Raw genomic sequence first — 13,483 nt, forward strand, 5'->3', positions numbered from 1 at the left:
TCAACGCCCTTCGATGAGGACGTCGAGGTCGGCCACGGAGAAGTCCGTCGCGCTCCACAGGTCGATCCGCACGCCGAACCGGCGCTCCAGCTCCAGTTCGAGCGCGGTGATCTCGGTGGAGTCGAGGCCCAGATCGGCTTGCAGCCGCGTGTCCGCCTGGATCTCCTCGTCCACCACGCCGAGTCCCTGCAGGATCTCGTGCAGGGCAGCCTCGTTCCGCATGTCCAACTCCTGTTCCGAAGGGTTTCCGGTCACCTGTCCGGTCCGACCCGCGCCGCGATGCCGGCCAGCAGCGCGATCTCCCGCTCGACGGCGTCCGCCAGCGACCGGGCGTCGCCGGGGCGGGTGTTGCTGAGCACGCTGAGGCTCAGGGAGTCGGCGAAGCCCACGAGGGAAACGCTGATCGTCCCAGGCGCGGGAATGTCCGGCATCGCGACCACGCGCCGCAGGCGCGCGCCGCCGAGGGCCCAAGCGCCAGGTGTCCACCGGAGCGTGGTGCATTGCACCGACGCGAAGTGGGCCGAGGTGAGGAGCGCGGTGGCGGCGCGGAGCGCCCAGGGCCCGAGGGTCAGCGCGGCGTCGAGCAGCCGCGCGGCCCCGTCCACGGAGTCCGCGCGACCGAGCACTCCCCGGCACGCTGCCAGGCGCTCTTCCGGGCGGTCCTCGGCGACGGGCAGCGGAACGCGCACGCCCGTGAGGATGTTGCCGAGTTCCTGCGCGTTCTGCCCGGTTCGGCGGTTCTTGGGCACCACGGCGTAAAGCTCGCCCGGCTTCCCCGGCCAGTTGTACGGCCGGCCGAACACGCTGCGGACGGCGCCGGTCGCGGCGGCGAGCAGGGCTTCCGTCGGGGTCACGCCTTCGCCTGGCAGCGCACTGCGAACGGCTCGCAGTTGTCCCGCATCGACCGACGCGCAGGCCAGTTCCGGTTCGGGATCGGCGGCGGGCAGGCTTCGCCCGCCGACCAGCACGTTGCGCAAGGTGCTCATCGCGGTTCGCCGGAAGGACGGCGATTCGGGCGCGGCGCCGGTTCTGGCCCGAGCGCGGGGCGCGGGGCCGTCCAGCAGGTGGCAGAAGAGGATCTTGCAGGATTCCATGTCGAGCACCGCGTGGTGCGCGATCAGGACCAGGGCGAATCCGTCGCCCGACGGCCGGCGCACCAGGTGCAGCCGCCAGGGCGGGATGTCCCGCGGCAGCGGCTGGACCACGAGGGAGCTGAGGAGGGCTTCGAGTTCCAGGTCGTCACCTTCGACGACCTGCTGCCGCGGGTCGAACCTGTCGAGCGCGGTCCAGCGCCGGCGCCGCAGGCGGCTCTCCTGTGCCGGAAGCACCCGGCGCAGCCGGGAGAACGGGCCCCAGCGCTCGGCCACTCGCTCTCGCAGCTCGGTCATGTCCGGGGGTTCGCCGGAGAAGAGCGCGGCCACTCCGGCGGGTTCGACGCCGCCGGCCAGGAGTTCTTCGGTAGCTGACAAGAAGTCGTCCATGCTGCCCTTTTCTCGATTTCCGCCGGATCCATGTGTATCCAGGCGGTAATCGAGCAGCAACCTGATTCGCCGAACAAGCCTCCATCGAGTAACACCCGGCAGGTCACGAACAATCGAAAACCGACTCATATTTGCCGATCCCCGGCGATGCGACCTCCGCCTCGCGGCGGAATTGCGGGCCGGCGCACCGATTTCCGGCACGCGGCCCGGCAATCCTCGATCACGCCCCGGCCGAGAACCGGTTCGTCACGGACGGTTCGAACGGTGCTCCGCGACGGCCTGTTCGACGTCCTCCGCCAGCAGGTAGTGGTTCAGCGCGATGGCGGCGCTCGTGCCCGCGCCGGCGGCGTTGAGCAGTTGGGCAGGGTTGTCGATGACGTTGCCCGCCGCCCACACCCCCGGCACGCTCGTGCGCCCGGAGGGGTCGACGGAGACCCAGCCGTTCTCCCCCAGCTCGCAGCCCAAGCCCTTCAGCAACCCGTCCTGCGGCACGAACCGGGGACCGACGAACACCACCGCCCGCGGCACGACCTCGCCATCGGCCAGCTCCACGCCCCACACGCCGTTGTCGTCGGCGAGAACACCTGCCACGTCGCCCTCCACGACCCGCACGCCACGGGCCGCCAACCGCTCGCGCTCCTCGTCCGCCAGGACGATCCGGTTCGGGAAGAACACCACGTCGGACGACCACTGCCGCACCAATTGCGCCTGGTGCACGGTGAACGGCCGGTTCTCGCCGCCGACGACTCCCAGCGGCAGATCCCGCACCTCGTAACCGTGGCAGTACGGACAATGCAGCACGTCGTGGCCCCACCGCTCGCGAAGCCCCGGGATGTCGGGCAGTTCGTCCCGCAGGCCGGTGGCCATCAGGACCGCCCGGGTCGTCAGTTCCCGCCCGTCGGAGGTGCGCACCACGAATCCGCGCTCCGCACCGCGTTCGACGCCCTGCACCCGGTCGCCGATGACTTCTCCCCCGTAGCGCGTCACCTCGTCCCGGCCGACCGAGTACAGCTCCGCCGCGGGCATGCCGTCCCGTGACAGGAACCCGTGCAGGTGATCGGCCGGTGCATTGCGGGGCTCACCGCCATCGACGACGGCCACCCGCCGACGGGACCGCGCGAGCACCATCCCGCCGGTCAAACCGGCCGCACCGCCCCCGATCACCACAACGTCGTAATCCATCGCGTCCATCGAACCCACCTCCGCAGCCGCGCCTGCGCCGTCGCCCGGCCAGGCCGGCAGCTCCATCTCTTCGATTCCGGAATTCCGCGTCGTGGCAGGGCTTGGAGATCTCGTCTCCGCCGCATCGCGCGCGAGCGCCTTCCGCCCCTGTTCTCCGGGCAGGACAAGGACGTTCCGCACGACCGGTGGTGACGATGATTCCGCTGGTCAGTTCCGCGAACGGCGCTCGTCGCTCTCCCCAGCACTTTCCAGGCCATGTCGCCGCAACCCCACACCGACACGGTTGAGCACCGTTGACGACAGCAGTCGGATTCGGCCGGGACCCGGACTAGCGGGCTCAAGAATCCCCAGGTGCGCTTTCCGGCCTATCCCGCCCTCACCGGCGGTTCGCACCCTAACAAATCGCGATCACGCTCCGCGTTCGCCCCACCACCGAACGTCTCATGGTCGGCGCCGGACCGGAAACCTACACTCCGAAGGATCGAAGCGAACCGCGCGGGCGGTGCCGATTTGAGGTGTCCGATGCGAAATCCGGGAAAGATCTGGCTCGTCGGGGTGCTGGCGTCGACCGCGGTCTCCTGCTCGCAACCCGCGCCGGTCGACGAGCGGTCCGCCATCGACTTCCACCGGTGGCGTTCCGCGGCGGACTTCCAGTCCGGCAACGCCGAAGGCATCCGCGGCGACGGGGCGGGCATCCGCATCGATCAGCCGATCGGCAGCATCGGGCATCCCGCCGCCGAAGGGGGCACGACGCGCGAGTACGAGTACGCGCGGTGGACGTCCCCGCCGCACCGCATCGGCTTCGCGGCGACCCAACTGGTCGCGTCCTGGAACGCGGCCACCCCGCCCGGGACCTGGCTGCAGGTGGAGATGCGGGGCCGGACCGGCACGGGCGCGCAAACCGGCTGGTACGTGCTGGGCCGGTGGGCGTCCGGCGATGCCGACATCCACCGCACGAGCGTCGACGGCCAGTCCGACGCCGACGGCACCGTCAACGTCGACACCTTCACCGCCGGCCCTGGGACGACGCTGTCCGAGTACCAGCTCCGCGCCACGCTCTACCGCGCCACCGGCACTCCGGCCTCGCCGGAGCTGTCGATGGTCGGCGCGATGGCGTCGGCGGTCCCGGACCGGTTCGAGGTGCCCACCTCCGGGCCCGGCGGCGCCTGGGGCGTCGAACTCCCGGTGCCGCGCTATTCCCAGAACATCCACAGTGGACACTATCCGCAGTACGGCGGTGGCGGCGAGGCGTGGTGCAGCCCCACGTCGACGGAGATGGTCATCGAATACTGGGGCAGGGGACCGTCCGCGCAGGAGCTGGCCTGGGTCGATCCGCAGCACCCCGATCCCGCCGTCGAGCACGCCGCGCGCCAGACCTACGACTACGCCTACGACGGCACCGGGAACTGGCCGTTCAACACCGCGTACGCGGCCACCTACGGGCTGGAGGCGCACATCACCCGGCTGCCCTCGCTGGCCGACGCGGAACGATACATCCGCAACGGCATTCCCGTGATCACGTCGCAATCCTTCCGCGCCGACGAGCTCGACGGCGCGGGCTACGACACCGACGGCCACATCATGGTCATCGTCGGGTTCACCGCCGACGGGGACGTCATCGCCAACGATCCCGCCTCCTCCGACAACTCGGCGGTCCGCACGATCTACCCCCGCGCCCAATTCGAGAACGTCTGGCAGCGCACGAAACGCCGCGACGCCGCCGGCAAGGTCGCCGACGCCCCCGGCGGCATCGCCTACATCATCGCCCCGCCCGGCCACGCCCCCGCGGGATGACGTGCAGGCTCAGGAAGATCCGGAGGTTCACCAGTCGCCTTCGCGCGCGTACGGGCGGCTCCACAACGCGACCTGCAGCGTCACTGCCTTGAACCAGGCCTGGTACATGCGTTCGACGTCTTCTTCGCCGTGTCCCTTCGCGCTCAAGAACGGCCGGATCGTTGCCGTGATCGGGTAGATGAAGGCGATGATGTAGTGAAGCGGCACCCGGTCGACCGCATCGACGTGGTCGGTCTGGTCCTTCTTCGCCGGGGTGTGGCGCAGCGCGATCTCTTGCTGGTAGTCGAGCCAGACGCCGTCGTACGGGCGCCTGCAGGTGTCGAGGATCCACTGCTCGAACCGCGCGCGGACCCGCTCCAGGTACTCCGAGTCCGGCGCGCCGCCGGGAGGCCCGAAGTAGGCGACCAGGTGCGGATGCGCGGCGACGTAGTCGTACCAGGTGGCCACGACGTCGCCGACCTGGTCGGCGAGGACGTCACCGGCCATGCGCAGCGCCTCGTCGTCCGAGTCGGTCCACAGCAGCGTCTCCTTCAGCGCGTCCAGCTCGGCGATCGTGACCGGCGAGTGCTCGACCTGCGGCTCGCCGTACGTGTAGCCGGGAATGCGGTGCGCGGTGCCCATCGGATGCTCCCTGTCGTCGACAACCCATCGCCCTGGGAATACCCGGATCCCAGCGCCCCATGTCCTCACCGCAGCCGGAGACCTGCGCGGCACCGGGTCGGTGCACTTCGTACTCCACAGTGGACAATGTTGCCGGCCGAGAGCCGCACGCACGGGCGAAGATCGTCCACTTCGGATCTTGTGACGGCCTTCCAACGCGCTCACGGCCTTCTGCCTGCGGAAACGTCGCACTCCTCGACCGGCAGTTCGAGTCCGCTCGACTTTCCAGGCGCAGGCGGACGTGTTGGACTGGATTCGGCGGGTGACGCGGCAGCTCCGGTGGGGTGAGGAGGCGCTTTCCGTCATGGCCTCGACATTCCTCTTCGTCGCCGGGGCGGTGCTGTTGATCTGCAGCGCCGAGAAGCTCATCGGGTACCTCGCCGGCGCCGCTTCCCGGCTCAGCATCTCGGTGTTCTTCCTCGCCGTCGTCTTCACCGGCATCGAGTTCGACGACATCGTGCTCGGCGTCGCGCTGAACCTCGAAGACCTCGAGGACGTTTCGCTCGGGCTCGTGCTCGGGACCGCGATCTCGTTCACCGGAATCGTGCTCGCGCTCGCCGCGATCATCACTCCCGCCGCGGTGCGCGTCCCGCGCGATTACCTCGCCATCTTCGCGGCCGCGCCGCTGGTGCTGGCCGCGTTCGCGCTGACCGCGCCGCTCACGGCCGTCCAGGGAGTGCTGCTGCTCGGGCTCTTCGCGCTGTTCCTCGGCTACATCCTCGTGCAGGAATTCCGGCGGGAAACGCCGACGTTCCGCAACACCGAGGTGTGCGGCGAACCGGCGGAGGGAAACGCCCGGCCGAGCGGGGAATCCTTCTCCGCCGAGATCCCGTTCGCCGCGGCCCGCAAACGGCCCGGCTGGGCCAACCTCGGGCTGGCGGTGCTCGCTCTCGCCGGGCTCGTCGTCGGCGCCGCGGCGATGAGCACCGGCACCAAGGACATCCTCCAGGACTACGGGATCGCGGGCACCGTGTTCGGCGCGACCATCGTCACCGTCGTGCTGACCATCGAGGACCTCTTCCTCACCGTGGAGCCGATCCGCAAGGGCGTGCCGGCGATCGGGATCGGGAACGTCATCGGGAGCCTCGTCTTCTCGGTCACGGCGAAGCTCGGCATCATCGTGCTCTCGGGCGGCAGCATCACGGTCGGCCCGGACGTGCTCCGGTGGCACCTGCCGGTGCTCGTCGCCATGACCGTCCTCGCCGCGTACTTCCTGCACACCGGCCGGTTGAAGCGGTGGCACGGTTTCGCGCTGCTCGGTTGCTACGCCGCGTACTGGGCCGTCAGCTTCGCCGTGTTCGGTGGCGTTCCGGTCGAGTCGTGACGGTCAGTCCGGGTAGGCGTGGTCGATGGCGTCGAGGATGCTCCAGAGCACGTCGCACTTGAACGAAAGCGCCGCCACGGCGCGCGCCTGCTCGTCGGCGGACCGGCAGCGTTCGACCACCACCCGCAGGGCGTGTTCGGCGTCGCGCGGGGCCTGGGTCAGGCGGTCGCGGAAGTAGCCGAGGCCGTCGCGGTCGATCCAGGGGTAGCAGCGCTCGAACGCGGCGAGGCGCTCGGACATCAGATCGGGCGCGAAGAGCTCGGTCAGCGAGGACGCCACCGCCTCGGTCCACGGCCGCGTGCGGGCGAAGGTGACGTACGCGTCCACCGCGAACCGCACCCCGGGGACGAGATGGCGCTCGGACCGCACCTCCTCGCGGCTCAGCCCCACCGCCTCGGCCAGGCGCAGCCACGCCTCGATGCCGCCTTCCCCGCCCGCCGTGCCGTCGTGGTCGAGGATGCGCCGGACCCAGCGGCGCCGGACCTCGCGGTCAGGGCAGTTGGCGAGGATGGCGGCGTCCTTGCGGGGGATGTTCTCCTGGTAGTAGAAGCGGTTCGCCACCCATCCCCGGATCTGCTGCCGCCCCAGCAGACCCGCGTTCATCCTGATGTGGAACGGGTGCTGGTCGTGGTAGCGCTGCGCCTGGGCGCGCAGCGCGGCGGTGAAGCCGTCGACGTCCGTAGTCACGGCCACTACCACTCCGGGCCGCTTGGTCGTGTCTTATAAGCGGCGATAGCCGCTTGCGGTGCGGGACTCAACTCGCACCGCCGCGGGTTCTCAGATGGCTCCTCGCGAGGACAGCCCCGAAGTGGTGAATTGGCATTCATGATATCGGGGATCCCACAGCGAGGGGGCATCTGAGGTTCCGCCACCCGCACCGCCACGCAAACCAATTTCGAAACACTCTCTTTTTAGTCCTGCGGTAGTGCGAAGGCGAAGAGGGCGTCGCCGTGCGGGGCTCCCAGCATCCCCGGCAGGAATCCCTCGACCCACGCGCCCCAGCCGACCGGCACCGCGACGAACTGCCTGCCGTCGACGCTGTAGGTCGTCGGGTTGCTGTGGTGGCCGCTGCCCGTCTGGAACTGCCACAGCAGCTCGCCACTGCGCGCGTCGAACGCGTTGAACTCCCCGGTCGGTTCCCCGGCGAAGACCACGTCGCCGCCGGTGGCGAGCACGGATCCGCACATGGGCACGTCGTTGCGCCAGCGCCACGCCTCCCGGCCGGTGGCCGGGTCGAAGGCCGACACCGAGCCCGCCATGTCACCGGAATCCACCGTCACGCTCGCACCCCAGTAGGGGATGCTCTCCTTGAACTCCCTGCGCCGCCGCGTGACCAGGGCTCCGACGTCCTGCACCGGCACGTAGAACAGCTCCGTCCGCGGGCTGTAGGCCGCGTGCGTCCATTCCTTGCCGCCGGCCGGTCCCGGCCAGAAGCGGACCTCCACCCCCTCCGCGTCCGGGTAGATCTTCGGGGTCACCTTGCCATCGGGGTCGATCTCGCCCCAGGTGATCCGGTCCACGAACGGTGCCACCCGGACCAGTTCGCCGTTCGTGCGGTCGAGGACGAAGAAGTACCCGTTCTTGTCGAAGTGGGCCAGCAGCTTCCGGCCTTCCAGCTCGAACAGGATGTGCTCCATCGTGCTGTCGTAGTCCCACAGGTCGTGCGGGTTGTACTGGTAGTGCCAGCGGATTTCACCGTTGTCCGGGTTCACCGCGATGACGCTGTCGGTGTAGAGGTTGTCGCCCTCGCGGACGGCGCCGTCGAAGTCCGGCGCCGGGTTGCCGGTCCCCCAGTACATGAGGTTCAGCTCCGGGTCGTAGCTGCCGGTGACCCAGCAGTTCCCGCCGCCGCGCGTCCAGGCCGGGCCGTCCGGCCAGGTCTCGGAGCCCGGCTCGCCCGGCTTCGGCACCGTGTAGGTCCGCCAGACGTGCCGCCCGGTCTCCAGCTCGAAGGCGTCGATGTGGCCGCGCACGCCGAACTCGCCGCCGGAGCTGCCGACGACGACCAGGTCCTTCACCACCAGCGGGGCGAGCGTCGCGCTCTCCCCCGCCCGCACGTCGCCGTAGGTCGCGTCCCAGACGCACCTGCCGTTGGTGGCGTCGAGCGCGAGCAGGTGGGCGTTCGGGGTCACCAAGAAGACCTTCCCCTTCGCGACCGCGACCCCGCGGTTCACGTTGCCGCAGCAAAGCGACGTGTCGTACGGGACCTCGTGCTTGTACCGCCACAGCTCCTCCCCGGTCCGGGCGTCCAGCGCCCAGGCCCAGCCGTCCCAGCCGGAGACGAACATGACACCGTCCACGACGATCGGGGCGGCCTCGAAGGAGTAGGTCGACGCGCCCGCGTGCATCCCCGCCGAGCCGGACTGGAAGACCCAGGCCGGGACGAGGCGCCGGACGTTCTCCGCGTTGATCTGGTCCAGCGGGCTGTACCGCTGGCCGTCGTAGGCGCCGTAGTAGGTGAGCCAGTTCTGCGGCTCCGAGCGGGCCTCGAGAATGCGCTCGTACGTGACGTTCTGGACCACCGGCGGCGCAGTCCCGGCCAGGCCGCTCAGCGACGCCTGGCTCACGGCATGCCCTGCCTGCACGTATTCCGCCATCACCCGCTCCTTCCTAGGGTCGTGGCTGGGCCGGGCGGTCGAGGCGGGCGTGCTCCGGAACGTCGCCGAGGACGGCGATCACGCCGACCAGGCCGCGGCCCTCGTCGTTGCCGATGGGGGACGTGTACCAGTAGTAGCCCGGGCCGTCGAGGTTGAGGCTCGCCGTGCCGCGCGACTGGACCGGCAACCAGATGAACTGCCGGTCGCCGTTGCTCGGCAGCAGCGCGCAGTGCGTGTTCTGGTCGTCGTTGATGATCTCCAGTTCGAGGTCACCGCCGTGCGGCAGGACGAGGATCGACGGATCCCAGATCAGTTCGTCGGGCGGGATCCGGACCCGCGCGTGCATGCGGCCGTCGGCGTCCTCCTCCGCGTGCCCGAGGCCACCGTGGGCGACCAGCCGCCCCAGCGACGCGCCGTTCTGCTTGTCCAACCCGAGTTCGCTCACCAGTGCCGACAGCTCCCCTGAGGCGGTCGCCATCGCATTCACCTCCTAGCCCCGAGGCAACGCCCGTGCACCCGGTTCACGGTGGCGGACCCCCAGCGCAGGATCGACCGCCGTCGATAAGTTCCCGGAAGGCGCGAAGGCGCGCCGGACGAACGGGGCGGCCGGGAAATGCCGCAGGGCCTTCGACGCCGGTTGCCTCGCGCAACCGGCATGCGCCGGCCTCGCCTGGGCCACCCGACACCTCCCCGTCGCGTGGATCCCATTGCAGGTGCAGGATAGCTCTGCCGCAGCGACTTTCGTAAGCCGATCCGACGAGCGGAAACGCATTGCCGCGCAAGGGAAAACGATCAGCCGCACGACCGTGACGGGTGCGGCGGGCGAGGCGAACGCGGGTGCGACCGGAGCATTTGCGATGTTCGCCGAGCGCGCAGATGATGAAAGCGCCGTTCCGCGGAGCTTCGACGAGCTGTGGGGACGATGACCGCGAAGGCCCGGAACCGGTGGCGTCGACCGCTGGACGACCTGGGCACCGACGGCGGGCGCCATCGTCCACAGTGCACTATCGCGCCGCCGCAAGGAGAATCACGATGACCACCACCGCGATCCCCGGCCTGGACCAGGCACCGACCACCCACCGGGCCCTCGTGGCGTGGGTGCGGGAAGTGGCCGAACTGACGACCCCGCAGCAGGTGGTGTGGTGCGACGGCAGCGACGAGGAGTGGCGCCGGCTGACCACCGAGCTCGTCGCGGCGGGCACCCTGGTGCGGTTGGCGGCGAAGCCGAATTCGTTCTGGGCCGCCTCCGACCCCGGCGATGTCGCGCGCGTGGAGGACCGCACCTTCATCTGCTCGCGGCGCGAGGAGGACGCCGGGCCGACCAACAACTGGATGGACCCGGCGGCGATGAAGTCGACCATGGCGGAGCTCTACCGGGGCTGCATGCGCGGTCGCACCCTGTACGTGATCCCGTTCTGCATGGGCCCGCTGGACGCCGAGGCCCCCAAGCTGGGCGTGGAGATCACCGACTCCGCCTACGTGGTGCTCTCGATGCGCGTGATGACCCGGATGGGCACCGGGGCGCTGGAGAAGTTCATCGGTCGCGACGGCGGCGAACGCGAGTTCGTCAAGGCCCTGCACTCCGTAGGGGCGCCGCTGGACCCGGGCCGGGCCGACGTGCCGTGGCCCTGCAACCCGACGAAGTACATCAGCCACTTCCCCGAGGAGCGGACGATCTGGAGCTTCGGCTCCGGCTACGGCGGCAACTCGCTGCTGGGCAAGAAGTGCTACTCGCTGCGCATCGCCTCGGCGATGGCCCGCGACGAGGGCTGGCTGGCCGAGCACATGCTCATCCTCAAGCTGACGTCGCCGCACGGCACCGTCCACTACATCGCCGCGGCGTTCCCCAGCGCGTGCGGCAAGACGAACCTGGCGATGCTGCAGCCCACCGTGCCCGGCTGGACGGCCGAAACGCTCGGCGACGACATCGCCTGGATGCGCTTCGGCGACGACGGCCGGCTCCGCGCGGTCAACCCCGAGTTCGGGTTCTTCGGCGTCGCCCCGGGCACCGGCTACCACACCAATCCGGTGGCCATGCGGACCATCGAGCAGGGCAACACCATCTTCACCAACGTCGCGCTCACCGACGACGGCGACGTCTGGTGGGAGGGCATGACCAAGCAGCCCCCGGCGCACCTGACCGACTGGCGACGCCGCGACTGGACGCCGGGCGGCGGCGAGCCGGCCGCCCACCCCAACTCCCGGTTCTGCACCCCCATCGAGCAGTGCCCGATCGTCGCCCCGGAGTGGAACGACCCCGCGGGCGTGCCGATCTCGGCGATCCTCTTCGGCGGCCGCCGGGCCACCACGATTCCGCTGGTCACCGAGTCGCGCGACTGGACGCACGGGGTGTTCATGGGCGCCACCCTGTCCTCGGAGACCACCGCCGCCGCCACCGGCGAGGTCGGCGTCGTCCGCCGCGACCCGATGGCGATGCTGCCCTTCATGGGCTACCACGCCGGCGACTACTTCGGGCACTGGCTGACCACCGGCGCGCGGGCCGAGCCGGCGAAGCTGCCCAAGATCTTCCACGTCAACTGGTTCCGCCGCGGCGCGGACCGCCGCTTCCTGTGGCCGGGGTTCCGGGAGAACTCGCGGGTCCTGGCGTGGATCGTCGGCCGCGTCGAGGGCACCGCGAACGCCGCGGAGACCCCGATCGGCCTGGTCCCGGCGGCGGCCGACCTCGACCTGACCGGGCTCTCCACCGACCCGGCCGACGTGGCGGCGGCGCTCGCGGTCGACGCGGCGGAGTGGCGGGCCGAACTCCCGCTGATCGAAGAGTGGTTCGCCACCATCGGCGAAAGGCTCCCCCGCACCCTCCAGGAGCAGCTGGCCGGGCTCCGCGACCGCCTGGCCGGGAGCTGACGCGCCACTGATCCACTGAGGACACTCGCGCACCTCCGCGCCGCCGGCGCGGGGGTCCCCGATCGCAACGAGTCGGATACGGGTCTTCGGCGTACTTGACAGTCCGGGTGCGGGATTGCAGGCTTTCGATCCAAAGTTGGTTGAGTGGCTCGGCCAATGGAGGCTCGCCATGTCGAAGGGCACCGATTCCCATCGGACGCACCGCCGCCGCGCCGTCATCGCCAGCACGGTCGGCACGACGATCGAGTGGTACGACTTCTTCCTCTACGGGACCGTCGCCGCCCTGGTGTTCCCCAAGATCTTCTTCCCGGGCAGTTCCCCCAGCGCCGGCGTGCTCGAATCGTTCAGCACCTTGTTCGTGGGCTTCGCCGCGCGCCCGGTCGGCGCCGCGATCTTCGGGCACTACGGCGACCGGATCGGCCGCAAGGCCACCCTGGTCACCACGCTGCTGGTCATGGGCATCGCCACGGTGCTCATCGGCGTGCTGCCCGGGTACGCCCCGCTGGGCTTCGTCGCACCCGTGCTGCTGGTCGTGCTGCGCATCGCGCAGGGCATCGGCGTCGGCGGCGAGTGGGGCGGTTCGGTGCTGATGTCCATGGAATGGGGCTCCGCGTCCCGCCGCGGCCTGATGGCGAGCCTGCCGCACGTCGGCGTGCCGCTCGGGCTGCTGCTGTCCACCGCCGCGGTGGGGGTGTCCAGCGCGGCGACCGGCGACGCGTTCGAGACCTGGGGCTGGCGGGTGCCGTTCCTGCTCAGCGTCGTCCTGATCGCGGTCGGTCTGTGGGTGCGGATGCGGGTGCTGGAGAGCCCCGACTTCGCCGAGGTCAAGCGGCAGCAGGCGGTCGAGCGGCAGCCGGTGTGGGCCGCGATCCGGAAGCACCCGAGGGAGATCCTCACCTCCGCGTTCGTGCGGCTGGCCGAGCAGGCGCCGTTCTACCTGTTCATCACGTTCGTGCTGACCTACGGCACGAAGCACCTGGAAATGCCGCGCAGCGAGCTGCTCAACGCCACGCTGGTCGCGGCCGCGGTCGGCCTGATCAGCGTTCCGCTGTTCGGCCACCTGTCGGACCTCTTCGGCCGCCGGCTCGTCTACGGCATCGGCATCGTGTGCGCCGGCCTGTACGCCTTCCCGTACTTCGCCCTGCTGGACACCAGGTCCTCGGGCCTGGTGCTGCTGGCGATCGTCGTGTCCCTGATCGTCCACGCCGTCATGTACGGCCCGCAGGCGGCGCTGATCGCGGAGAGCTTCGGCACCAACATCCGCTACAGCGGCGCCGGCCTCGGCTACCAGCTCGCCTCGGTCATCGCCGGCGGCCCCGCACCGCTGATCGCCGCGGCGCTCCTGCAGTCCACCGGCTCCAGCACCGGGATCAGCTGGTACATCGTGCTCTGCTCGGTCATCTCGCTGATCGCGCTGCTGCTGATGCCCCGCCGGTCGACGCCTCCCGCCGCGGCCGCGCAACCCGACCCGCACCACATGGAGGCATGACCGGTCGGATGTCCGCGCAGGACTCGCGATCCTGAAGCGCGAACTCGGCGGCGAGCGGTGGCCCGCAGAATTCTCGTGGAGCCAGAACGTT

The 13,483-nt window shown here is 70.2% G+C and carries 12 protein-coding genes; 5 read left to right on the top strand and 7 right to left on the bottom strand.

All coding sequences use genetic code 11. The features are described 5' to 3' along the window. The 3 genes from ACWEV3_RS28235 to ACWEV3_RS28245 form a co-directional block, all read right to left on the bottom strand. Positions 1-222, bottom strand: a complete 222-nt coding sequence (locus tag ACWEV3_RS28235; RefSeq protein WP_452616782.1) for an acyl carrier protein — start codon at positions 220-222, stop codon at positions 1-3. A gap of 29 nt (positions 223-251) precedes the next feature. Next, positions 252-1,481, bottom strand: a complete 1,230-nt coding sequence (locus ACWEV3_RS28240; RefSeq protein ID WP_452616783.1) for a wax ester/triacylglycerol synthase domain-containing protein — start codon at positions 1,479-1,481, stop codon at positions 252-254. 246 nt (positions 1,482-1,727) lie between these two features. Further along, on the bottom strand, positions 1,728-2,672 hold the full coding sequence (locus ACWEV3_RS28245) for an NAD(P)/FAD-dependent oxidoreductase (RefSeq protein WP_452616784.1): 945 nt from the start codon (positions 2,670-2,672) through the stop codon (positions 1,728-1,730). 513 nt (positions 2,673-3,185) lie between these two features. Here ACWEV3_RS28245 and ACWEV3_RS28250 point away from each other — a divergent pair. After that, positions 3,186-4,457 carry a C39 family peptidase gene (locus ACWEV3_RS28250; protein WP_452616785.1) on the top strand — a complete coding sequence of 424 codons (1,272 nt, stop codon included), beginning with the start codon at positions 3,186-3,188 and terminating at the stop codon, positions 4,455-4,457. A gap of 27 nt (positions 4,458-4,484) precedes the next feature. Here the strand turns inward: ACWEV3_RS28250 and ACWEV3_RS28255 are convergent, their stop codons facing one another. Further along, a complete protein-coding gene (locus ACWEV3_RS28255; protein ID WP_452616786.1) occupies positions 4,485-5,078 on the bottom strand; it encodes a protoglobin domain-containing protein in 594 nt (197 codons plus the stop codon). Between the two features lie 343 nt (positions 5,079-5,421). On the opposite strand from ACWEV3_RS28255, the gene ACWEV3_RS28260 reads away from it, so the two are divergent. Beyond that, positions 5,422-6,441, top strand: a complete 1,020-nt coding sequence (locus ACWEV3_RS28260) for a sodium:calcium antiporter (RefSeq protein ID WP_452616787.1) — start codon at positions 5,422-5,424, stop codon at positions 6,439-6,441. Between the two features lie 3 nt (positions 6,442-6,444). On the opposite strand, the gene pqqC is transcribed toward ACWEV3_RS28260, so the two are convergent. The 3 genes from pqqC to ACWEV3_RS28275 all read right to left on the bottom strand — a co-directional run bounded on the left by pqqC (position 6,445) and on the right by ACWEV3_RS28275 (position 9,516). Beyond that, positions 6,445-7,134 (bottom strand): pyrroloquinoline-quinone synthase PqqC, encoded by a 690-nt coding sequence (gene pqqC, locus ACWEV3_RS28265; protein WP_452616788.1) that lies wholly within the window; start codon positions 7,132-7,134, stop codon positions 6,445-6,447. A 218-nt stretch (positions 7,135-7,352) separates the two neighbouring features. Beyond that, the gene (locus ACWEV3_RS28270; protein ID WP_452616789.1) at positions 7,353-9,038 is read right to left on the bottom strand and encodes a PQQ-dependent dehydrogenase, methanol/ethanol family; all 1,686 of its coding nucleotides are present in this window, start codon (positions 9,036-9,038) and stop codon (positions 7,353-7,355) included. 13 nt (positions 9,039-9,051) lie between these two features. Beyond that, positions 9,052-9,516: an MSMEG_3727 family PQQ-associated protein gene (locus ACWEV3_RS28275; protein ID WP_452616790.1), complete on the bottom strand. Its 465-nt coding sequence runs from the start codon at positions 9,514-9,516 to the stop codon at positions 9,052-9,054. 229 nt (positions 9,517-9,745) lie between these two features. On the opposite strand from ACWEV3_RS28275, the gene ACWEV3_RS28280 reads away from it, so the two are divergent. The 3 genes from ACWEV3_RS28280 (at position 9,746) to ACWEV3_RS28290 (ending at position 13,392) form a co-directional block, all read left to right on the top strand. Next, a complete protein-coding gene (locus ACWEV3_RS28280) occupies positions 9,746-9,964 on the top strand; it encodes a hypothetical protein (protein ID WP_452616791.1) in 219 nt (72 codons plus the stop codon). Positions 9,965-10,070: 106 nt separating this feature from the next. Then, positions 10,071-11,903 (top strand): phosphoenolpyruvate carboxykinase (GTP), encoded by a 1,833-nt coding sequence (locus tag ACWEV3_RS28285; protein WP_452616792.1) that lies wholly within the window; start codon positions 10,071-10,073, stop codon positions 11,901-11,903. A gap of 169 nt (positions 11,904-12,072) precedes the next feature. Next, positions 12,073-13,392: an MFS transporter gene (locus ACWEV3_RS28290; protein WP_452616793.1), complete on the top strand. Its 1,320-nt coding sequence runs from the start codon at positions 12,073-12,075 to the stop codon at positions 13,390-13,392. Positions 13,393-13,483: the final 91 nt, after the last annotated feature.

Source organism: Saccharopolyspora sp. NPDC003752 (assembly GCF_053605825.1).

Coding starts and splice junctions, on each gene's coding strand:
- ACWEV3_RS28270 (WP_452616789.1), bottom strand. CDS start 9,038: ATGGCGGAATACGTGCAGGCAGGGCATGCCGTGAGCCAGGCGTCGCTG.
- ACWEV3_RS28290 (WP_452616793.1), top strand. CDS start 12,073: ATGTCGAAGGGCACCGATTCCCATCGGACGCACCGCCGCCGCGCCGTC.
- ACWEV3_RS28285 (WP_452616792.1), top strand. CDS start 10,071: ATGACCACCACCGCGATCCCCGGCCTGGACCAGGCACCGACCACCCAC.
- ACWEV3_RS28245 (WP_452616784.1), bottom strand. CDS start 2,672: ATGGACGCGATGGATTACGACGTTGTGGTGATCGGGGGCGGTGCGGCC.
- ACWEV3_RS28255 (WP_452616786.1), bottom strand. CDS start 5,078: ATGGGCACCGCGCACCGCATTCCCGGCTACACGTACGGCGAGCCGCAG.
- ACWEV3_RS28260 (WP_452616787.1), top strand. CDS start 5,422: ATGGCCTCGACATTCCTCTTCGTCGCCGGGGCGGTGCTGTTGATCTGC.
- ACWEV3_RS28235 (WP_452616782.1), bottom strand. CDS start 222: ATGCGGAACGAGGCTGCCCTGCACGAGATCCTGCAGGGACTCGGCGTG.
- ACWEV3_RS28240 (WP_452616783.1), bottom strand. CDS start 1,481: ATGGACGACTTCTTGTCAGCTACCGAAGAACTCCTGGCCGGCGGCGTC.
- ACWEV3_RS28275 (WP_452616790.1), bottom strand. CDS start 9,516: ATGGCGACCGCCTCAGGGGAGCTGTCGGCACTGGTGAGCGAACTCGGG.
- ACWEV3_RS28250 (WP_452616785.1), top strand. CDS start 3,186: ATGCGAAATCCGGGAAAGATCTGGCTCGTCGGGGTGCTGGCGTCGACC.